General features: G+C 62.4%; 14 protein-coding genes. 12 read left to right on the top strand and 2 right to left on the bottom strand.

Annotation, left to right across the window (positions count from 1 at the left end):
- Positions 1–13: 13 nt before the first annotated feature.
- Positions 14–691 (bottom strand): DNA mismatch repair endonuclease MutH, encoded by a 678-nt coding sequence (gene mutH, locus Q9R34_RS18875; RefSeq protein WP_434126878.1) that lies wholly within the window; start codon positions 689–691, stop codon positions 14–16.
- A gap of 686 nt (positions 692–1,377) precedes the next feature.
- Here mutH and rppH point away from each other — a divergent pair.
- The 12 genes from rppH to recD all read left to right on the top strand — a co-directional run bounded on the left by rppH (position 1,378) and on the right by recD (position 19,666).
- Complete coding sequence (gene rppH / locus Q9R34_RS18880) at positions 1,378–1,908, top strand: RNA pyrophosphohydrolase (protein ID WP_033752842.1); 531 nt, start codon at positions 1,378–1,380, stop codon at positions 1,906–1,908.
- An 11-nt stretch (positions 1,909–1,919) separates the two neighbouring features.
- Positions 1,920–4,166, top strand: coding sequence for a phosphoenolpyruvate--protein phosphotransferase (gene ptsP, locus Q9R34_RS18885; RefSeq protein ID WP_434126877.1), 2,247 nt, complete (start codon positions 1,920–1,922; stop codon positions 4,164–4,166).
- Between the two features lie 119 nt (positions 4,167–4,285).
- Complete coding sequence (gene lgt, locus Q9R34_RS18890) at positions 4,286–5,167, top strand: prolipoprotein diacylglyceryl transferase (protein ID WP_434126915.1); 882 nt, start codon at positions 4,286–4,288, stop codon at positions 5,165–5,167.
- Entirely contained in the window at positions 5,164–5,958 is a 795-nt protein-coding gene (gene thyA, locus Q9R34_RS18895; RefSeq protein ID WP_485895698.1) for a thymidylate synthase, read from the top strand. The genes lgt and thyA overlap by 4 nt, the downstream gene beginning before the upstream one ends.
- Positions 5,959–6,145: 187 nt before the next feature.
- The gene (locus Q9R34_RS18900) at positions 6,146–6,610 is read left to right on the top strand and encodes a prepilin peptidase-dependent protein (protein WP_485895700.1); all 465 of its coding nucleotides are present in this window, start codon (positions 6,146–6,148) and stop codon (positions 6,608–6,610) included.
- Positions 6,601–7,134, top strand: coding sequence for a prepilin peptidase-dependent protein (locus Q9R34_RS18905; protein ID WP_485895702.1), 534 nt, complete (start codon positions 6,601–6,603; stop codon positions 7,132–7,134). Before Q9R34_RS18900 ends, Q9R34_RS18905 begins: the two co-directional genes overlap by 10 nt.
- Positions 7,131–7,523 (top strand): DUF2509 family protein, encoded by a 393-nt coding sequence (locus tag Q9R34_RS18910; protein WP_434126873.1) that lies wholly within the window; start codon positions 7,131–7,133, stop codon positions 7,521–7,523. Before Q9R34_RS18905 ends, Q9R34_RS18910 begins: the two co-directional genes overlap by 4 nt.
- Positions 7,450–7,809, top strand: a complete 360-nt coding sequence (locus tag Q9R34_RS18915) for a prepilin-type N-terminal cleavage/methylation domain-containing protein (RefSeq protein ID WP_434126872.1) — start codon at positions 7,450–7,452, stop codon at positions 7,807–7,809. The genes Q9R34_RS18910 and Q9R34_RS18915 overlap by 74 nt, the downstream gene beginning before the upstream one ends.
- A gap of 102 nt (positions 7,810–7,911) precedes the next feature.
- Positions 7,912–11,289 (top strand): exodeoxyribonuclease V subunit gamma, encoded by a 3,378-nt coding sequence (recC, locus tag Q9R34_RS18920; protein ID WP_485895704.1) that lies wholly within the window; start codon positions 7,912–7,914, stop codon positions 11,287–11,289.
- 117 nt (positions 11,290–11,406) lie between these two features.
- Positions 11,407–14,298, top strand: a complete 2,892-nt coding sequence (ptrA, locus tag Q9R34_RS18925; protein WP_485895706.1) for a pitrilysin — start codon at positions 11,407–11,409, stop codon at positions 14,296–14,298.
- Entirely contained in the window at positions 14,295–17,831 is a 3,537-nt protein-coding gene (gene recB, locus Q9R34_RS18930) for an exodeoxyribonuclease V subunit beta (protein WP_485895708.1), read from the top strand. The genes ptrA and recB overlap by 4 nt, the downstream gene beginning before the upstream one ends.
- Positions 17,828–19,666 (top strand): exodeoxyribonuclease V subunit alpha, encoded by a 1,839-nt coding sequence (gene recD, locus Q9R34_RS18935; protein WP_485895710.1) that lies wholly within the window; start codon positions 17,828–17,830, stop codon positions 19,664–19,666. The genes recB and recD overlap by 4 nt, the downstream gene beginning before the upstream one ends.
- 248 nt (positions 19,667–19,914) lie before the next feature.
- Here recD and argA read toward each other — a convergent pair whose 3' ends face one another.
- Positions 19,915–21,243 carry an amino-acid N-acetyltransferase gene (gene argA / locus Q9R34_RS18940; protein ID WP_033752832.1) on the bottom strand — a complete coding sequence of 443 codons (1,329 nt, stop codon included), beginning with the start codon at positions 21,241–21,243 and terminating at the stop codon, positions 19,915–19,917.
- Positions 21,244–21,393: the final 150 nt, after the last annotated feature.

The following is a 21,393-nucleotide window of genomic DNA, read 5'->3' on the forward strand; positions in this document are numbered from 1 at the left end:
CGCTTTGATGAACTTACAGTAAAAAATGACGCGCCAGCAGCGGGGCGGTGAAGCTCTTTTTCAGGTAAAAACCGCGCGGCAGCGTCATGACCGGCTCGCCGTGTTCGCCGATGCCTTCGGTCAACGCCCGGCTATTGGCGGCTTTCGGTCGGATCTGCAGCCAGGCGCCGTGGCGCGCGGTAATGCGTTCAACCTGGCCCAGCACGATCATATCCATCAGCTCCTCCCAGTCCTGGCGCAGCATGCGATCTTCCTCTTCGCTCGGGCTCCACAGCAGCGGCGCGCCGACGCGACGCTGGGCAAGGGGAATTGCGCGATCGCCCTCTACCGGGATCCACAGCACGCGCGCCAGCTTATGGCGTACGTGGCTCGTCTCCCAGGTCACGCCGCTGTTGCCGGTCAGGGGCGCCACGCAGACAAAGGTGGTTTCCAGCGGTTTGCCCTGTGCGTCGACAGGGATGGTTTTGAGCTCGATGCCGAGATGGGCGAAATCCTGCTCCGCCTTGCTGCCTGCGCTGGCGCCCAGATAGCGCTCCAGCAGCATGCCGACCCAGCCTTTATCGCGTTTCAGATCGGCCGGCATCGGCAGGCCAGCCTGCGCGGCCAGCGTCGCCAGCGTCTGGCCTGCCAGCGCATGGGCGCGCGCCAGCAGAACGGCTTCATTTTCGGGCGGGGCAGGCAGCTGGAACATGACGAATACTCTGTTGGTTAAAAAATAGACAGTTTTTCTTCCGCAAACTTTTCCCACAGCGGCGCCAGGCAAAAGGATGCCGATAATAGCATGATTCCTCATGCTTTTTTAATTGCACGCCCTGCTGGCCTGCGACGACCGTACAAGGTTATCCCGGACTGACGGCAATAATGAACAGGATCTTCGCCTGAGTTATCCACAGATCGGTGGGATAACCCTGCCAGCCTCCCGCTACTGGTTCCATTTACAGCCTTGACTTTAGCGGAAAAGGCGCTTTTTTATCCATCGATGAGCAAGTTTACTGCATTGTCTGTGGATAAAAACGACGTCGCTTGATCTTTAACCAGCTAAAACGCTTTCGCGCCTTCCACCGCAAACAGGGCTGTTTTTATTCTGAATAAGATTCAATTAATTTCCTGTTTTTAAACTATAAAAATCATTTGTCACTATGCGGGGCTGATAAGGGGCGCAAAAGTTTCTTCAGCTAATTCCCGTGTTCTGCACAAAGCTATCCACAGAAAACGTGAATAAGATCGCCTCTTTGCCGGCGTAATTGTTTATAACTTGGGGCAATACTGTGAGTTATCCAGGTGCTGTGCCGCGTTCTTCCCGACAATCCAGTGGTTTACCGCCTGTAAGGAGTGTGAAACAATCAGGCTATTCAAATTTAGCTTTGAGGTAGTCCAGTGATCGATGATGATGGCTACCGCCCGAATGTTGGTATCGTAATCTGTAACAGGCAAGGACAAGTGTTGTGGGCCAGGCGCTTTGGACAGCACTCCTGGCAGTTTCCTCAGGGAGGCATCAATCCCGGTGAAACCGCCGAACAGGCGATGTATCGCGAACTGTTCGAAGAAGTGGGTTTACACCGTAAAGATGTTCGAATACTTGCATCTACCCGAAACTGGTTGCGCTACAAATTGCCAAAACGTTTGGTGCGTTGGGACACAAAGCCGGTATGTATCGGCCAGAAACAAAAGTGGTTTCTTCTGCAGTTGATGAGCAGTGACGCGGATATCAATGTGCAACACAGCAGCACGCCAGAGTTCGACGGCTGGCGCTGGGTGAGCTTCTGGTATCCGGTGCGTCAGGTTGTCTCCTTTAAACGCGACGTCTATCGCCGCGTAATGAAGGAATTCGCTGGCGTGGTAATGTCGATGCAGGAGAGTGCGGGGCAGCAGCGCAGCGCGCCAGCCCATCGACGGAAAAGAGGATAGGCCACGCCCTTATGCTCACTCAGTTGCGCGAAATAGTAGAAAAGGTGGCGGGCGCGCCGCGGCTTAACGACGCGCTCGACATCCTGGTCAATGAGATCTGCCTGGCGATGGACACGGAAGTATGCTCCGTTTATCTCGCGGATCACGATCACCATTGCTACTACCTGATGGCGACACGCGGCCTGAAAAAACCGCGCGGGCGCACCGTCACGCTGGCGTTCGACGAAGGGATCGTGGGCCTGGTGGGACGGCTTGCCGAGCCCATCAACCTTGCGGATGCGCAAAGTCACCCCAGCTTCAAATATATCCCCGCAGTGAAAGAAGAGCGCTATCGCTCCTTCCTTGGCGTGCCGATCATCAGCCGCCGCCAGCTGCTGGGCGTGCTGGTGGTGCAGCAGCGCGAACATCGACAGTTCGACGAGAGCGAAGAGTCTTTCCTGGTCACGCTGGCGACGCAGATGGCGACCCTGCTGTCGCAGTCGCAGCTCGGCCAGCTTTTCGGCCAGTTCCGCCAGACGCGGGTGCGCGCTATCGCCGCCGCGCCGGGCGTCGCCGTCGCACCGGGCTGGGTAGACGAAACGCAGCCGCTGCTGGATCAGGTCTCCGCCGCCTCGACGCTCGACGTGCAGCGTGAACGCGAAAGGCTGGTGCTGGCGATGAGCGAAGCCGCCAGCGAATTTCGCCGCTTCAGTAAACGCTTTGCCGCTGGCGTGCAGAAAGAGAGCGCGGCGATCTTCGATCTTTACTCCCACCTGTTGACCGATGCCCGCCTGAAGAAAGATCTGTTCGACGAGATCGAGCAGGGTTCGGTCGCCGAATGGGCGGTCAAAAAGGTTATCGAAAAATTCGCCGCCCAGTTCGCCAGCCTGAGCGACAGCTACCTGCGCGAGCGTGCGGGCGATCTGCGCGTGCTGGGCCAGCGTCTGCTGTTTCATCTCGATGACTCGCTGGTCGGCACCAATGCCTGGCCGGAACGCTTTGTGCTGGTGGCCGACGAGCTCACCGCCACCACGCTGGCGGAGCTGCCGCACGAGCGGCTGGCGGGCATCGTGGTGCGCGACGGCGCCGCTAACTCGCACGCCGCTATCCTGACGCGCGCCATGGGCATTCCCACCGTCATGGGCGCGGATATTCTGCCTGCGCAGCTCAATAAACGACTGCTGATCGTCGACGGCTACCGCGGCGAGCTGTTAATCGATCCCGAGCCGGTGCTGGTGCAGGAGTACCAGCGTCTGATCAGCGAAGAGAACGCGCTGAGCAAAATGGCGGAAGGGGTGGTGGATCAGCCGGGCGAGCTGAAAAGCGGCGAGCGCATTCAGGTGATGCTCAACGCTGGCCTCAGCCCGGAGCATGAGCAGACGCTCGACAGCTGGGTAGACGGCATCGGCCTCTACCGCACCGAAATTCCCTTTATGCTGCAGAACGGCTTCCCGTCCGAAGAGGAGCAGGTGGCGCAGTATCAGGGCATGCTGCAGCTGTTTCACAACAAGCCGGTCACGCTGCGCACGCTCGACGTCGGCGCTGATAAACAGCTTCCCTATATGCCGATCAGCGAAGAGAACCCTTGCCTCGGCTGGCGCGGCATTCGCCTGACGCTCGATCAGCCAGAGATATTTCTGGTACAGGTGCGCGCTATGCTGCGCGCCAACGCCGCCTCCGGCAACCTCAGCATTCTGCTGCCGATGATCAGCCATATTGACGAGATCGACGACGCGGTGCGTCTTATCCAGCGCGCCGGACGCGAAGTAGAAGAGATGCTGGGCTATGTGATCCCCAAACCGCGCATCGGCGTAATGATCGAAGTGCCGTCGATGCTGTTTATGATCCCGCAGCTACAGTCGCGCGTCGATTTCGTTTCGGTCGGTACCAACGATCTGACCCAGTATCTGATGGCGGTGGATCGCAACAACACGCGCGTCGCCAACCTCTACGATCCGCTCCATCCCGCGATGCTGCGCGCGCTGCAGGCGATCGCCACCGAAGCCCGTCTGGCGAATCTTGAACTCTGCCTTTGTGGTGAAATGGCGGGCGATCCGATGTGCGTTGCGCTGCTGGTGGGGCTTGGCTATCACCATCTCAGCATGAACGGCAAGAACGTGCCGCGCGTAAAATATCTGCTGCGCCATCTGGATAAAGAAGAGACGCAAAAGCTAAGCGAGCAGGGCCTGAGCGCACACACCGCGTCGGAGGTCCGCCATCTGGTCGCCGTCTTTATGGAGCGGCGCGGGCTGGGCGGCCTGATCCGCGGCGGGCGCTAAGCGTTATCCTCGTTTACATTTACGCTGCTCTGTAAAAAACCAGGCTGTGCTATCATGCGCAGCCTTTAACATATCCGCCTGGCGCCCCTTTTTCAGGGCAGAAAATTGAATGGTGAATGATGAATAACGGCTATATCGCATTTCCGCAGTTCGATCCGGTGATCTTCTCTATCGGACCGGTTTCGCTGCACTGGTACGGACTGATGTACCTCGTCGGCTTTGTTTTTGCCATGTGGCTGGCGGTGCGCCGCGCCAACAAACCCGGTAGCGGCTGGAAAAAAGAGGAGGTTGAAAACCTGCTCTATGCTGGCTTCCTCGGCGTCTTCCTCGGCGGCCGCATCGGCTACGTGCTCTTCTATAACCTGCCGCTGTTTCTCGACAACCCGCTCTATCTGTTTAAAGTCTGGGATGGCGGCATGTCGTTCCACGGCGGCCTGATCGGCGTTATCGTGGTGATGCTGATTTTTGCGCGCCGCACCAGACGCACCTTTTTCCAGGTCTCTGACTTTATCGCGCCGCTGATCCCGTTCGGCCTCGGCGCAGGCCGTCTCGGCAACTTTATCAACGGCGAGCTGTGGGGCCGCGTAGCGCCTGATTTCAAATATGCCATGCTCTTCCCCGGCTCGCGCAGCGAGGATGTGGCGCTGGCGGCGAATAACCCGCGCTATCAGGAGCTGCTGAACACCTACGGCGTACTGCCGCGTCATCCCTCCCAGCTCTATGAGCTGATGCTGGAAGGCGTGGTGCTGTTTATTATCCTTAACCTGTTTATTCGCAAACCGCGTCCAATGGGCAGCGTCTCTGGCCTGTTCCTCATCGGCTACGGCGCGTTTCGCATTATCGTTGAATTCTTCCGTCAGCCGGATGCGCAGCTCGGCCTGTTCGAGGGCGGCGTCAGTATGGGGCAGATCCTCTCCATTCCGATGATCCTGGCGGGCATTATCATGATGGTCTGGGCGTATCGTCGTCGCCCGCAGCAACACACTCGAGAGGTAAAATGAAACAGTATCTGGACCTGATGCAACACGTGCTGAACCACGGCACGCCGAAATCTGACCGTACCGGCACCGGCACGCTGTCGATTTTTGGCCACCAGATGCGTTTCAACCTGCAGGATGGCTTTCCGCTGGTGACCACGAAAAAAGTGCATCTGCGCTCCATCATTCACGAGCTGCTGTGGTTTCTGAAAGGGGAGACCAATATCCGCTACCTGAAAGAGAACAAGGTCACTATCTGGGACGAGTGGGCGGATGAAAACGGCGATCTTGGGCCGGTTTACGGCAAACAGTGGCGCAGCTGGGGCAGCGCGCGCGGCGAAGAGATCGACCAGATTGCGAAGGTTATCGAACAGCTGAAGCGCGATCCCGACTCACGCCGCATTATCGTTTCGGCGTGGAACGTCGGCGAGCTGGACGAGATGGCGCTGGCGCCGTGCCACGCCTTCTTCCAGTTTTACGTGGCAGACGGCAAACTCTCCTGCCAGCTCTACCAGCGCTCCTGCGATATCTTCCTTGGCCTGCCGTTCAATATCGCCAGCTATGCGCTGCTGGTGCATATGGTGGCGCAGCAGTGCGACCTGCAGGTCGGGGATTTCGTCTGGACCGGCGGCGACACGCATCTCTACAGCAACCATCTGGAGCAAGCGAGTCTGCAGCTGACGCGCGAGCCGCGCGCGCTGCCGACGCTGGTGATTAAGCGCAAGCCCGACTCCATCTTTGACTACCGCTTCGAGGATTTCGAAATCGAAGGCTACGATCCCCATCCGGCCATTAAGGCGCCGGTCGCGGTGTAACCTTCCGATCTGCGCTAACCACGCCCCGGCGAAGCCCTGCTCGCCGGGGCTTTTTTTATCCAGCTTTTGCGCCTTCTGCCGCATTTCTTTGCGGCTCGCTGCAACACGCGCGTTTTTGCGGGAAAGCGGCACGCATGCCTGGCCAGCGCCGCTGGCGACGGTGCGCGCAGCGCGGCAGAGTAGCGCCATGAAAACAGAGAAAGGCTTTACGCTGGCGGAACTGCTGTTCGTGCTGGTTATCGTCGGCATCCTCAGCCTCGGCGCGCTGCAGGGCTGGCAGCGCTGGCAGCAGCGACAGCAGCTGCGCGAAGCTGCGCAACAGCTGCAGGGCTTTTTACAGCGGCTGCGCGCCCAGGCTAACTGGCAAAACCAGGATCGCGCGCTCTGGCTGATACCGGGCGAGCGCGGCTGTCTGGGCAGCGGCCCGAAGCCCGACGGCGGCTGCGCGCGCAGCGGGCGGCTGCGGTTCGTCGCGCCCTATGCTGGCGTGCAGATGCTGAGCCTGCGCGGCGAGCCGGGCTTTTATGGCCGCCGCAATATGGCGAAGGCGGGCAGCCTCGAGTTCGGCAACGCCAGCGGCAGGCTGCGGCTGATCATCTCCGCCCGCGCCCGCATTCGTCTCTGCCAGCCGGAGGAGCAGGGATGCGACTGAAGATGGCAGGATTCAGCCTGCTGGAGATGCTGGTGGCGATGGCCGTTAGCGCCGTGCTGATGCTGAGCGCGGGACGCTTTTTACCGCTGCTGATCGGCGAGAGCCTGCGCCTTCAGCAGCGCGTTCAGCTGCGGGAAGATCTGCAGCAGCTGATGCAGACGCTGGAAAAAGCGGTGCGCCGTGCTGGCTACTGCAACGGCGAGTGCGGCGGGACGGCGCTCAGCCTCTCCGCCAGCTGCCTGCTGCTGCGCTGGGATGACAACAGCAACGGGAAATGGGAAGGCGTGGGCCACAGCGAAAGCGATTACTACGGCTTTCGGCTGCGGCAAAAGCAGCTGGAAACCCAGCGCGGCGTGGACGGCTGCGGCGACACCGGCTGGGAACGCCTGACCGATCCCGCCTTTCTCACTATTGAGCAGTTCAGCGTTGAACGCGCGGGCGCGCTGATTAAGCTGCAACTGACCGGTCGCGCCGGTCGCTGGCTGGAAACGCTGGAGAGCTGGATCGAGGGCGAAAATCTGTGAATCAACAGGGTAACAGCGCGCTGGGCATAGTGCTGACGATCCTGCTGGCAGGCAGCCTGACGCTGCACGCCAGCCGGGAGCGACTGGAGCAGGGCATGTCGCTGGTAGCCGACGAGCGGCAGCACTATCGCGATTTCTGGGCGGCGCAGTCGGCGCTGCAGTGGGGGCTGACGCTGAGCTGGAGGACGCAGGGCTGCCAGCAGGCGCCGGAGCAGGGCTGGCAAAGCTGTTTGCAGAGGGTAAGCGATGAGCGAGCGTTACTTACAGGCCGCGCGGCGGCGAGCGAACTGGCGCTGCGGCGCTGGGTGGCGAGGGATGGCGAGCGGATCAGGCCGCTGCCGCACGGCTGGATCGACTACTGCCCGCTGGCAGCGGCGCGCTGCCTGTAGGCAACGCGGGTTCAGCCTGCCGGAAGCGCTGTTCGCGCTGCTGCTGCTGGCGACAAGCGTCAGCGCGCTGCTGCACTATCACCGTGCCCTGACGCAGGGCTTTGACCAGCAGTGGCAGCAGCGCGTGGCGGTGCGCGTCGCCGCGCAGCGTCTGATGGGCCACGAGGTCGCAGGCTGGCGCAGCTCGCTCCAGCGCAGCGGCGCGCTCTCGACCTGCATGCTGGAGCGCGCCGAGGTCAGCGGGCCGTACGCGGTGCGCGCCAGGCTAACCCGTTTACGTTGCTGAGAGGCAAAAGCGCCCCCGCGCTATGGGAAACCCCGGCGATACGCGGTAGAGTGACCAGTCTGCCGCTTTGCCGCGCCAGACAGTGTCACCACAGGAGTTTGCATGTTTCACGTTTATCACTCAAACCAGCTCGATGTTCTGAAGATTCTCGCGGCAGCGGTGATTGAACATGACCCCCTTAGCGATCCCTTCGCCGCTGAAACCGTGCTGGTGCAGAGTCCCGGCATGGCGCAGTGGCTGCAGATGGAGCTGGCGCACACCTTCGGCATCGCCGCCAATATCGACTTTCCGCTTCCTGCCTCCTTTATCTGGGATATGTTTGTGCGCGTGCTGCCGGATATTCCTGCCGAAAGCGCCTTTACCAAAGCCAGCATGAGCTGGAAGCTGATGCACCGCCTGCCGACGTTACTGACCGAGGAGGCCTTTGTCTCGCTGCGCCACTATCTGCATGACGACAGCGACAAGCGCAAGCTGTTCCAGCTCTGCTCACGCGTCGCCGATCTCTTCGACCAGTATCTGGTCTATCGCGCCGACTGGCTGAATCGCTGGGAGCAGGGCGGGCTGGTAGAGGGACTGGGGGATGCGCAGCTGTGGCAGTCGGCGCTGTGGCGCGATTTAGTGGCCTACACCGAGGCGCTGGGACAGCCGAAATGGCACCGCGCCAGTCTCTATGCGCGCTTTATTCAGACGCTGGAGCGAGCCGAGCATGCGCCGCCCAGCCTGCCGAAGCGCGTCTTTATCTGCGGCATCTCCGCCTTGCCGCCGGTCTATCTCCAGGCGCTGCAGGCGCTGGGCCGCCATATCGATATTCATCTGCTGTTTACCAATCCCTGCCGCGATTACTGGGGCGATATTCAGGACTACGCCTTCCTGGCGAAGCTGCAGAGCCGCCAGCGCCGTCGTCTCGACAGCGAAGAGGCGCGCGATCTTTTCAGCGATCCGCTCGACGCGCCCGCGCGTTTCAACGCCGAAGGGGAACAGCAGCTCAGCAACCCGCTGCTCGCCTCCTGGGGCAAGCTGGGCCGCGACAACCTGTTCCTGCTGAGTCAGATGGACGAGGCGGATGACGTTGACGCCTTCGTCGAGGTCGAGGAAGACAACCTGCTGCACGCCATGCAGCATGACCTGCTGCATCTGCAGGATAACGCGGTGCTGGGGCTGAACGCGGAAGAGCTCGCCTGGAGCGGCAGCAAGCGCCTGCTCGATCCTGACGATCGGTCGATTAGCGTGCAGATCTGCCACAGCGCCCAGCGCGAGGTGGAGGTCCTGCAGGATCATCTGCTGGCGATGATGGAGGCGGATCCTGGCCTCAAACCGCGCGATGTTATCGTGATGGTGGCTGATATCGACAGCTATGCGCCTTTTATTCAGGCGGTCTTCGCTAATGCGCCCGCCGATCGCTACCTGCCATTCTCTATTTCCGATCGCCGCGCCAGCCAGGCGCATCCGGCGATCTTCGCCTTTCTGAGCCTGCTGGCGCTGCCGGACAGCCGCTTTGCGGCGGAAGATGTGCTGGCGCTGCTGGAGGTGCCGGCGCTGGCGAACCGTTTTTCGGTGGATGAGAGCGGTCTGCGCCTGCTGCGCCGCTGGGTAGATGAGTCGGGCGTGCGCTGGGGGCTGGACGACGACAGCGCCGAAGCGCTGGCGCTGCCGGTCACCGGCCAGCACACCTGGCGTTTCGGCCTGGAGCGCATGCTGCTGGGCTATGCAATGGAGAGCCATCACGGCGACTGGCAGGGCATTCTGCCCTACGATGAGTCGAGCGGCCTGGTCGGCGAGCTGGCCGGACACCTGGCGGAGCTGCTGATGCGGCTGAACCACTGGCGCGCGCGGCTCAGCGAATCCCGCCCGCTGGAGGGCTGGCTGCCGCTTTGTCGGGAAATGATCAACGACTTCTTCCACGGCGACGCCGAAGCGGAAGCCGCGCTGCTGCTGGTTGAAGAGCAGTGGAAGCAGCTGATCGAATATGGCCAGGCGGCGCGTTATGAGGCGGCTATTCCGGTGACGCTGCTGCGCGACGATCTGCGCGCGCGTCTCGATCAGCAGCGTATCAGCCAGCGCTTTCTCGCCGGTCAGATTAACTTCTGCACGCTGATGCCGATGCGCTCGATTCCCTTCCGCGTGGTCTGCCTGCTTGGCATGAACGACGGCGTCTATCCCCGTACGCTGCCGGCGCCGGGCTTCGACCTGATGCAGCAGCAGACGCGTAAAGGCGATCGTAGCCGCCGCGACGACGACCGCTACCTCTTTCTTGAGGCGCTGCTTTCGGCGCAGGATCGGCTCTATATCAGCTATATCGGCCGCGCAATTCAGGATAATACGGAACGCTATCCCTCGGTGCTGGTCACAGAGCTGCTGGATTACATCGGCCAGAGCTTCTGCTTGCCTGGCGACGAGGCGAAGGAGCTGGACGAGAGCGCGCAGCGCGTACAGCACCATATTCAGCATCTGCACAGCCGCATGCCGTTCGCCGCCGAGAATTTTCATCCGCAGTCGCGCAGCCACAGCTTTGCACGCGAATGGCTGCCCGCTGCCCAGGGGAAAGGCGAGGCGCAGCCCGACTTTGTGCAGCCGCTGCCGCTGCCGGAGATCGAATCGGTCTCCTGTGAGCAGTTCCTGCGCTTCTGGCGGCATCCGGTGCGCGCCTGGTTCCACCAGCGGCTCGGCGTCGCTTTCTGGCTGGAAGAGACGGAGCTGTCGGACAACGAGCCTTTCGCGCTCGACAGCCTGGAGCGCTACCAGATCAACGCCGAGCTGCTGAACGCGCTGGTGGAGGGCGAAGATACGCAGCGTCTTTACGCGCTGCATCGCGCGGCGGGCAACCTGCCTTACGGCGCGTTCGGCGAGCTGTTCTGGCAGGCGCAGCAGGAGGAGATGCAGGAGGTGGCGGCGGCGGTCATCGAGCAGCGCAGCGAAGGCGACAGCTGGGAAGTCACGCTGCCGCTCGGCGGCGTCACGCTGACCGGCTGGCTGACGCAGGTCCAGCGCGACGGCCTGCTGCGCTGGCGTCCTGGGGTGCTGAACATGAACGACGGCCTGCTGCTCTGGCTGGAGCACCTTATCTACTGTGCGCTGGGCGGCGACGGGGAAAGCCGCATGATGGGCAGAGAAAAGAGCCGCTGGCGCTTTGCGGCAGTGGCGCAGCCAGAGGCGGAGGCGATGCTGACGCGCTATATGCAGGGCTATCAGCAAGGCATGTCGCAGCCGCTGATGCTGCTCAACAAGAGCGGTGGCGCCTGGCTGACGGCGAGTTACGACAAGAAAACGCAGCAGCTGCTGCTGGACGAAGCGACCCAGGTCAAGGCGCGCAACCGCCTGCTGCAGGCCTGGACGGGCGGCTATCAGCAGGAAGGCGAGGGCGGCGATCCCTACCTGCAGCGACTCTGTCGCGTATTGAACGAGGCGCAGATTGCGCAAATTGCCGAGGCTGCGCAGCGCTGGTATCTGCCGGTGTTGCAGGCTCACCTGGATGATGAATAGCAAGCGGCGCGACGAGCTCTGACACCTCGACGCCGGATAACAAGGTCTGTCAGTTTGCACCATTTTCGGCTGCGCCTGCCTGGCAGCGCAGTTTCAAGGGTAACAGAAGGGGTTTACATGCGTAGATACGCTCGCTGGATAGCGGCGCTGATGTTGAGCCTGGCGGCCTGCGCCACGCTGGCGCAAGCCGCGACGGGCTGGACGCCGGTCAATGAAACTATTCGCAAAAGCGAAAACGATCCGCGCCAGTATCAGGCCGTCCGGCTCGATAACGGCCTGACCGTGCTGCTGGTTTCCGACGCGCAGGCGCCGAAGTCGCTGGCGGCGCTGACGCTGCCTATCGGCTCGCTGGACGATCCGGATCGACAGCTCGGGCTGGCGCACTTCCTTGAGCACATGGTGCTGATGGGATCGCAGCGCTATCCGCAGCCGGACAATCTGGCGGAGTTCCTGAAAAAGCATGGCGGCAGCCATAACGCCAGCACCGCCGCCTACCGCACCGCCTTCTACCTTGAGGTGGAAAACGATGCGCTGGAGCCGGCGGTGGACCGCATGGCGGATGCCATTGCCGCGCCGCTGCTCGATCCGGTCAACGCCGATCGCGAACGCAACGCCGTCAACGCCGAGCTGACGATGGCGCGCTCGCGCGACGGTCTGCGTATGGCGCAGGTTGGCGCAGAGACGCTCAATCCGGCCCACCCCGGCTCGCGCTTTTCCGGCGGCAACCTCGACACGCTGAAGGATAAGCCTGACAGCAAACTGCTCGACGCGCTGTCGGCGTTCTACCATACCCATTACTCCGCCAACCTGATGAAGGCGGTGCTCTACAGTAATAAACCGCTGCCGGAGATGGCGCAGATCGCCGCCAACACTTTTGGCCGCATCGCCAATCACAACGCGACGGTACCCGCTATCGACGTGCCTGTGGTGACCGAGGCGCAGCAGGGCATTATTATCCACTACGTTCCGGCGCAGCCGCGCAAGCAGCTGAAGATCGAGTTCCGCATCGCCAATAACAGCGATCGCTTCCGCAGCAAAACCGATACGCTGATCGGCTATCTGATCGGCAACCGCAGCAAAAACACCCTGGCCGACTGGCTGCAAAAGCGTGGGCTGGCTGACGGCGTCAATGCCGGTGCCGATCCGATGAGCGAACGCAGCAGCGGCGTCTTCGCCATTACCGCCTCGCTCACCGACAAAGGGCTGGCGCAGCGCGATGAGGTGGTGGCGGCGATTTTCAGCTACATCGCCATGCTGCGCGAGCAGGGCATCGACAAGCGCTACTTTGACGAAGTTTCGCACGTGCTGGCGCTCGATTTTCGCTATCCCTCGCTGACGCGCGATATGGATTACATCGAGTGGCTGGCGGACACCATGCTGCGCGTGCCGGTGGAGCATACGCTGGATGCGCCTTATCTGGCTGACGACTATGACGCCGCTGCCATTAAAGCGCGCCTCGACGAGATGACGCCGCAGCAGGCGCGCATCTGGTATATCAGCCCGCAGGAGCCGCACAACAAAGAGGCCTACTTCGTTAACGCGCCCTATCAGGTCGATCGCATTAGCGACCAGACCTTCGCCGACTGGCGTCAGCGCGCCAGCCAGATCCAGCTCTCGATGCCGACGCTGAATCCCTATATTCCTGACGATTTCACCCTGATCCCGCAGGATGGCAAAAGCTACAGCCATCCGGTCGCGCTGCCCAACGACTTCGGCATGCCGATCTACTGGATGCCGAGCCGTTTTTACGCCAGCGAGCCGAAAGCCTCGGTGACGCTGGCGCTGCGTAACCAGCACGCCATCAGCGACGCACGCCAGCAGGTGCTGTTCGGCCTCAACGACTATCTCTCCAGCCTGGCGCTGGATGAGCTTAACTCGCAGGCGTCGGTCGGCGGTATCAGCTTCTCTACCAGCGAAAACGACGGGCTGGTCTTCAGCGCCAGCGGCTTTACCCAGCGGCTGCCGACGCTGCTGAAAAAGCTGGTGGAAGGCTATGCCACCTTTCAGCCTACGCCGCAGCAGCTGGAGCAGGCGAAATCCTGGTATCTCGATCAGCTTGACGCGGCGGACAAGGGCAAGGCGTTCGAGCTGGCGATCCAGCCGATGCAGATGCTGTCGCAGCTCCCCTATACGCAGCGCGAGACGCGCCGCGCGCTGGTGAAGGCGATCGCCCTCGACGAGGTGGTGGCGTATCGCGACAATTTGATCCATCATGCGACGCCTGAACTGCTGGCGGTGGGCAACCTCAGCGCTGAAAGCGTGACCCAGCTTGGCCGCGAGCTGAAGCAGCAGATGCAGACGCAGGGCACGCAGCTCTGGCGCAGCAACTACGTCTCTTTCGCTAAGCCGGTAAAAGCCAACCTGCAAAAAGCGGGCAGCAGCACCGATTCGGCGCTGGCGGCGCTCTATGTGCCGCTCGGCTACGACGAGTATCAGGGCATGGCGAACAGTTCGATGCTGAGCCAGATCGTGCAGCCCTGGTTCTACAACCAGCTGCGCACCGAAGAGCAGCTGGGCTATGCGGTTTTCGCTTTCCAGATGCCGATCGGCCGTCAGTGGGGCATCGGCTTCCTGCTGCAGAGCAACAGCAAGCAGCCCGCTTATCTGCTGCAGCGCTACCAGGCTTTCTACCCGCAGGCGGAGAAGCGGCTGCGCGCCATGCCGCAGAGCGACTTCGCGCAGTATCAGCAGGCGATGATCAATCAGCTGAAGCAGCGGCCGCAGACCCTTGACGAAGAGGCGTCGCGCTATAGCCGCGACTTCGATCGCCAGAATTACGCCTTCGATACGCGGCAGAAGGTTATCGCGCAGATCCAGCAGCTGACGCCGGACGCGCTGGCGGACTTCTTCCATCGCGCCGTACTGCAGAAAGAGGGGATGGCGATGACGTCGCAGATTGCCGGCAACAGCACAGATAAAGCGGCTTTTGCCCAACTGTCCGGCTGGAAAACCTGGAATGAGGTGGCGAAACTGCAGCAGTCGCTACCGGTCAAGAGTGAGACGCAATGAGTTACCCTGAATCGCTGAATCCGTTGACGCTGCCGCTGCGCGGTGAGCGTCTGATCGAGGCTTCGGCGGGCACCGGCAAAACCTTTACCATCGGCGTGCTCTACCTGCGCCTGCTGTTAGGGTTAGGCGGCGAAAACAGCTACAGCCGTCCGCTGTCGGTGGAAGAGATACTGGTGGTGACCTTTACCGAGGCCGCCACCGCTGAGCTGCGCGGGCGCATCCGCGAAAATATTCACGAGCTGCGCCTGGCCTGCGTGCGCGGCGCGAGCGGCAATCCGATGCTGGCGCTTCTGCTGGAGCAGATTGACGATCTCTCGCAGGCCGCTTCGCTGCTGCTGGCGGCGGAGCGTCAGATGGACGAAGCGGCGATCTTCACCATTCACGGCTTCTGCCAGCGCATGCTTAACCTGAACGCCTTCGAGTCCGGCATGCTGTTCGAGCAGGAGCTGATAGAGGATGAGGCGGCGCTGTTTAAGCAGGCGACGGCGGATTTCTGGCGACGCCACTGCTATCCGCTGACGCTGGATGTGGCGCGCGCCATCGTCGCCGAGTGGAACGGGCCAGAGAGTTTGCTGACGACGCTGCGGCCCTGGCTGCAGGGCGAATCGCCGCGGCTGAAACGGCCGCCGACCGATGAGGAAACCCTGGCGACGCGCCACGCCGCCAACCTGGCGCGCATCAGCGAGATGAAGCGCCAGTGGCAGGCGGTGAGTGACGAAGTTGAAGGCATCGTCAGCCAGTCCGGCGTGGATAAGCGAAGCTACAGCAGCAAATATCTGCCGCTCTGGGGAGCGAAAGTCACCCAGTGGGCCAACAGCGAGACAACCGACTATCTCTTCCCGAAAGAGCTGGAGCGTTTCGCCCAGCCTGTACTGGTGGAGAAAACCAAAAAAGGGGAACCGCCGCAGCATCCGCTGTTCCAGGCGGTAGAGGCGTTTCTTGCCGAGCCGCTGTCGCTGCGCGATCTGGTTATCGCCCGCGCGCTGGTGGAAGTGCGCGACGCCGTGCGTAAAGAGAAGCGCCTGCGCGCGCTACTTGGCTTCGACGATCTGCTGAGCCGTCTCGACGAGGCGCTGCAGCAGCCGGGCGGCGCGCTGCTGGCCGACACCATCCGCGCCCGCTATCCGGTGGCGCTGATTGACGAATTTCAGGATACCGATCCGCAGCAGTATCGTATTTTCCGCACGCTCTATCTTAATCAGCCCGAGCTGGCGCTGCTGCTGATCGGCGACCCCAAACAGGCGATCTACGCCTTTCGCGGCGCCGATATCTTTACCTATTTGCGCGCCCGCAGTGAGGTCGCCGCGCACTATACGCTCGATACCAACTGGCGATCGTCGCCGGGCATGGTGCAGAGCGTCAACCGTCTTTTCGCCCGCATGGATTCGCCTTTTCTTTTCGAGGCGATTCCGTTTCTGCCGGTGCATCCCGCCGCGCCGAATCAGCCGCTGACGCTAGTGAAAGATGCGCAGCCGCAGCCAGCGCTGCGCTTCTGGCTGCAGCCCGGCGACGGGGTCGGCGTCAGCGACTATCAGCAGTTTATGGCGCAGCAGTGCGCCGCCGATATCAGCCGCTGGCTGGTCGCCGGACAGCAGGGACGGGCGCTGCTGGGCAAAGGCGATAGCCTGCGGCCGGTGCAGGCGTCCGATATTACCGTGCTGGTGCGCAGCCGCAACGAGGCGGGGCTGATCCGCGACGCGCTGAACGGGCTGTCGATTCCGTCGGTCTACCTCTCTAACCGCGACAGCGTCTATACCACGCCCGAAGCGGGCGAGCTGCTGTGGCTGCTGCAGGCGGTGCAGGCGCCGGAGCAGGAGCGTCTGCTGCGCAGCGCGCTGGCCACCTCCATCTTCGCTATCGACGCCGCTTCGCTGGACAGGCTGAGCAAGAACGAGCGCGAGTGGGATGCGCTGGTGGAGCAGTTCGCTGGCTGGCAGCAGCTCTGGCACCAGCGCGGCGTGTTGCCGATGCTGCGCGACGTCATGAATCAGCGGCAGCTGGCGGAAAATATGCTCGCCTCGGAGAACGGCGAGCGCAGGCTCACCGACCTGATGCATCTGGGTGAGCTGCTGCAGGAGGCGTCGACCCACCTCGACAGCCCGCATGCGCTGGTGCGCTTTCTCGCCCAGCAGATCGCCCGGCCCAATAGCCAGTCGGCGGAGCAGCAGCTGCGGCTTGAGAGCGATCGCCACCTGGTGCAGATCGTCACTATCCACAAATCCAAAGGCTTGCAGTATCCGCTGGTGTGGCTGCCTTTCGCCGCCGGCTTTCGCGAGGCGGCCAGCGCGCTCTATCACGATCGGGAGAGCTTCGCGACGCTGCTCGACGTGCAGGGCGACGAAGAGAGCATGACGCTGGCCGAGCAGGAGCGCCTGGCGGAAGATCTGCGCCTGCTCTACGTCGCCTTAACGCGCTCGGTGTTTCACTGCAGCGTCGGCATTGCGCCGCTGTTTAAGGGCGCGCGCAAAAAAGAGGGCGACAGCGACCTGCACAAGAGCGCGCTGGGCTATCTGGTGCAGCAGGGCGAGAGCGGCGACGCCGATCGCCTGCGCGCCTGTCTGGCGACGCTGGCGGATGCGGACACCGAAGTGCTGCGCGACGATCTTATTCCTGGCGAAAACTGGCGCGAACAGGCGCAGTCCGACGATGCGCTCAGCAGTCGTCAGGTGACGCGCGACCTGCGCGACGCCTGGCGCGTCACCAGCTACTCCGGGCTGCAGCAGCACAGCAGTTCGCCGCTGCTGGAGGCGATGCCCACCTTTGATATCGACGCGGCGGGCGAAGAGGGCGGCGAGGCGGAGAGCGCCCTGACGCCGCATCACTTTCCGCGCGGCGCGGCGCCGGGCACTTTCCTGCACGGCCTGTTTGAATCGATCGATTTTACCCGGCCGCCAGACAGGGCGCTGCTGGAAACAGCGCTGGAGCAGAACGGCTATCCGCCGCACTGGCTGCCGGTGCTGGAGGCCTGGATCGCGCGCGTGCTGCATACGCCGCTTAATCGCGACGGCCTGACGCTGGGCGCGCTGCAGAACCAGGACAGGCTGGTGGAGATGGCCTTTTATCTGCCGCTGGAGCGCATGCTGAACGCGTCGGAGCTGGATGCGCTGATGCGCCAGCACGATGCGCTGTCGGCGCGCGCGCCGAAGCTGGAGTTCCACCAGGTGCAGGGCATGCTGAAGGGCTTTATCGACCTGGTGTTTCGCTGGAACGGTCAATATTATCTGCTGGACTACAAATCCAACTGGCTCGGAGACAGCGAAGCGGCCTATACCCCGGAGGCGATGGCGCAGGCGATGGTGGATCACCGCTACGATTTGCAGTACCAGCTCTACACGCTGGCGCTGCACCGCTATCTGCAGCATCGCCTGCCCGATTATGATTACCAGCGCCACTTTGGCGGTGTGTTTTATCTGTTTTTACGCGGTGTCGATGGCAGTTCGCCGCAAAACGGCATCTTTACCGCGCGTCCGTCGGCCGCCTTCGTCGCCGGACTGGACGCGCTGTTTCGTCGCGCGAAAGAGGAGGAAGTATGACGGAAATTGTGTCATTGCTCGATCAGGCGGTAGAGAAACGTCTGCTACGGTCGCTCGATCTTCAGTTCGCGCGGCTGCTGGCCGACGCCTCGCAGCCGGCATGGCTGCTGGCGGCCGCCTGCGTCAGCGCCGAAGCGGGCGATGGTCACGTCTGCCTGCCGCTGGCGCACCTGACGCCCGATACGCTGTTCGCCGGACGTCATCCTGAACTGGCGCAGGCGCTATGGCGCGCTGCAGGCGCGCCGTCATGCTGGAAAACGGCGCTCGCCGGCTGGCCTGCGCTGAGCGACGGCGGCATCGCCACGCCGCTGGTGCTCAATCATGAGCGGCTCTACCTGCATCGTCTGTGGCAAAGCGAAGGTCGGGTGGCGCACTTTTTCACCCGGCAGGCGGAGATGGCGGAGATGGATATCGCCGCCGCGCAGGGCGTGCTGAGCGCGCTGTTCGGCGATCGGCCTGACGACTGGCAAAAAATCGCCGCCGCCGTGGCGCTGACGCGCAAAACCGCCGTGATTTCCGGCGGCCCCGGCACCGGCAAAACCACCACCGTGGCGAAGCTGCTGGCGGCGTTGATCCGCCTCAGCCGCAGCAATCTGCGCATCCAGCTGGCGGCGCCGACCGGCAAAGCGGCGGCGCGCCTTACCGAATCGCTCGGCCAGGCGCTGCAGGCGCTGTCGGTCAGCGACGAGGAGCGGGCGCGTTTTCCCAGCGAAGCGACCACGCTGCACCGTCTGCTGGGCGCGCAGCCCGATACGCAGCGGCTGCGCTATCACGCCGCCAACCGGCTTCATCTCGACGTGCTGGTGGTGGACGAGGCCTCGATGGTTGATCTTCCGATGATGGCGAAGCTGATCGCCGCGCTGCCCGACCATGCGCGCGTGATTTTCCTCGGCGATCGCGATCAGCTGGCGTCGGTGGAAGCGGGCGCGGTGCTGGGCGATATCTGCCGCTGCGCGGAGACGGGCTACAGCCTGTCGCGCGCGCAGCAGCTTGCGGCGCTGACCCAGTGCGCCCTCGACGGCGCGGATGACGCGGGCGCCCCCGACGTGCGCGACAGCATCTGCCTGCTGCGCAAAAGCTACCGCTTTGATGCGACGTCGGGCATCGGCCAGCTGGCGCGGGCGGTCAACCTTGGCGACGCGCGCGCCGTTGAGTCGGTGATTAACGCCGCCTTTGAGGATATCGATTTTCAGGCGCTACAGAGCGGCGAGGCCTATCAGGCGATGCTCGACGCCGTGGCGGAAGGCTACCGGCCTTTCCTGAAGCTAGTGCAGTCGCGCGCGCCGGTGGAGGAGATTCTGCTGGCCTTTAGCCGCTATCAGCTGCTTTGCGCCCTGCGCGACGGGCCGTTTGGCGTGCAGGGGCTGAACCAGCGCATCGAGCAGCGCCTGGTGCAGCTACAGCGCATCCGGCGACCGGCGATAGGCAGCCGCTGGTATGCGGGACGGCCGGTGATGGTGACGCACAACGACAGCGCGCTGGGGCTGTTCAACGGCGATATCGGCATTACCCTGCGCGATGCGGAAAATCAGCTGAAGGTTTTTTTCCCGCTGCCGGACGGATCGGTGAAGGCGGTGCAGCCGAGCCGCCTGCCGCCGCACGATACCGCCTGGGCGATGACGGTGCATAAGTCGCAGGGTTCGGAGTTTGAGCATACCGCGCTGGTGATGCCAGCTCAGTTCTCGCCGGTGCTGACGCGCGAGCTGGTCTACACCGCTATTACCCGCGCGCGCAAACGGCTGACGCTCTACAGCGAACCCGCGGTGTTTCAGCGCGCGGTGCAGCTGCAAACCCAGCGCCGCAGCGGGCTGGTGGAAAGGCTAAGTCTGGTATAAAGGACGCATCAGGGGCGAACGCGGGCGGCATGGGCCGTTACGCAAAGTCGCTTGCGCATCCTTGCCCGCTCGGCCTGCGCCAATACGCACCTCATCCCTGAGGTGCGCCCGTTAACGGGCCAACGCGCCGCGTTGTTCAAAAACGCTCCCGGCGTTTTTGTCCCTGGCGCAGGACGCTTTGCTCCACGGCCCATGCCGCCCGCGCATCAGCGACGGTGCCGTCTGAAAGTTGAGCCGGCTGGCCTGACTCAGGTCAGGTCCGCCATCAGCACCTTTGAGCGCCGCTGGTAGTTATACATCTGCTTTTTACTCTCCGGCAGCGACTCGATATCCACCGGCGTAAAGCCGCGCTCCTGAAACCAGTGAATGCTGCGCGTCGTCAGCACGAACAGCTTCTCCAGCCCCATCTGCCGCGCCTGAAGCGCAACGCGCTGCAGCAGCATCTCGCCGCGCGACGAGCTGCGGTAGTCGGGATGCACCGCCACGCAGGCCATCTCGCCGATCTTCTCATCCATAAAGGGGTAGAGCGCCGCGCAGGCGATGGTCAGGTTGTCGCGGATAATAATGGTGAACTTGTCGATCTCCATCTCCAGCTGCTCGCGCGAGCGGCGCACCAGAATGCCCTGCTGCTCCAGCGGGCGAATAAGCTCCAGAATGCCGCCGATATCGTTAATGGTGGCGCGGCGGATCTGCTCGCTCGACTCCATCACGATCTGCGTGCCGATACCGTCGCGTGAGAAGAGCTCCTGCAACAGCGCGCCATCTTCCTGGTAGCTAATCAGATGGCTGCGGCGCACGCCGCTGCGGCAGGCTTTCACCGCGCCGCGCAGGAAGCGCACCGTGCCGGAAAGGTAGTCGCCGTCGCTCTCCATCTCGTCGATGCGCGCCTGCGCGTCGTTCGGGAACAGTTCGGAGATAATGGTGCCGTCGCGGCGGGTCACACCCTGCTCGGAGCAGAAGCCGATCATCTTCTCCGCCTTCAGCTTAATCGCCAGCTGGGTGGCGACCTCTTCCGACGTCAGGTTGAAACTCTCACCGGTCACGGAGACCGCCACCGGGCCGAGCAGCACAATCGCATCGTTATCCAGCTGCCGATGAATCGCCTCTTCGTCGATGCGGCGAATGCGCCCGCTGTGGCAATAATCGACGCCGTCGTCCACGCCCAGCGGCTGCGCGATAATAAAGTTGCCGCTGACCACGTTGATGTGCGCGCCCTGCAGCGGCGTGTTGTTCAGGCTCATTGAAAGTCGCGCCGTGATGTCGAGCTGCAGCCGTCCCGCCGCCTGCTTCACCAGCTCCAGCGACTGCGCGTCGGTCACGCGGGTGTATTTGTGATAAACCGGCTCCAGCTGGTTCGCCGCCAGGCTGGCGTCGATCTGCGGACGCGCGCCATAGACCACCACCAGACGAATGCCGAGGCTGTGCAGCAGGCCGATATCGTTAACGATGCTGGAGAAGTTTTCATGCTCGATCGCTTCGCCGCCCAGCATGATGACAAAGGTCTTGTCCCGGTGGGCATTGATATAGGGAACGGTGTGGCGAAAACCCTGAACCAGCTCAGTACTACGTTCCTTCACGGCAAACCTCAATGAATGATTATTCGTAATTTTTGTATTTTTATTCTTTTAGGGCGCTATTTGCAAGCGTTAAACCTGACGTAAATTTACGTTTTTTAGGGTGCGCTCGCTGCTAAGAGACTGCATTATTTGGCTTTTCCTGGATGACTT

Source organism: Enterobacter sp. BRE11, assembly GCF_031844285.1.
Lineage (GTDB): Bacteria > Pseudomonadota > Gammaproteobacteria > Enterobacterales > Enterobacteriaceae > Pantoea.

Bases quoted from the DNA above. Each gene is read 5' to 3' on its own strand.
- mutH (WP_434126878.1), bottom strand. From the start codon at position 691: ATGTTCCAGCTGCCTGCCCCGCCCGAAAATGAAGCCGTTCTGCTGGCG.
- ptsP (WP_434126877.1), top strand. From the start codon at position 1,920: ATGCTCACTCAGTTGCGCGAAATAGTAGAAAAGGTGGCGGGCGCGCCG.
- lgt (WP_434126915.1), top strand. From the start codon at position 4,286: ATGAATAACGGCTATATCGCATTTCCGCAGTTCGATCCGGTGATCTTC.
- thyA (WP_485895698.1), top strand. From the start codon at position 5,164: ATGAAACAGTATCTGGACCTGATGCAACACGTGCTGAACCACGGCACG.
- Q9R34_RS18900 (WP_485895700.1), top strand. From the start codon at position 6,146: ATGAAAACAGAGAAAGGCTTTACGCTGGCGGAACTGCTGTTCGTGCTG.
- Q9R34_RS18905 (WP_485895702.1), top strand. From the start codon at position 6,601: ATGCGACTGAAGATGGCAGGATTCAGCCTGCTGGAGATGCTGGTGGCG.
- Q9R34_RS18915 (WP_434126872.1), top strand. From the start codon at position 7,450: ATGGCGAGCGGATCAGGCCGCTGCCGCACGGCTGGATCGACTACTGCC.
- recC (WP_485895704.1), top strand. From the start codon at position 7,912: ATGTTTCACGTTTATCACTCAAACCAGCTCGATGTTCTGAAGATTCTC.
- ptrA (WP_485895706.1), top strand. From the start codon at position 11,407: ATGCGTAGATACGCTCGCTGGATAGCGGCGCTGATGTTGAGCCTGGCG.
- recB (WP_485895708.1), top strand. From the start codon at position 14,295: ATGAGTTACCCTGAATCGCTGAATCCGTTGACGCTGCCGCTGCGCGGT.
- recD (WP_485895710.1), top strand. From the start codon at position 17,828: ATGACGGAAATTGTGTCATTGCTCGATCAGGCGGTAGAGAAACGTCTG.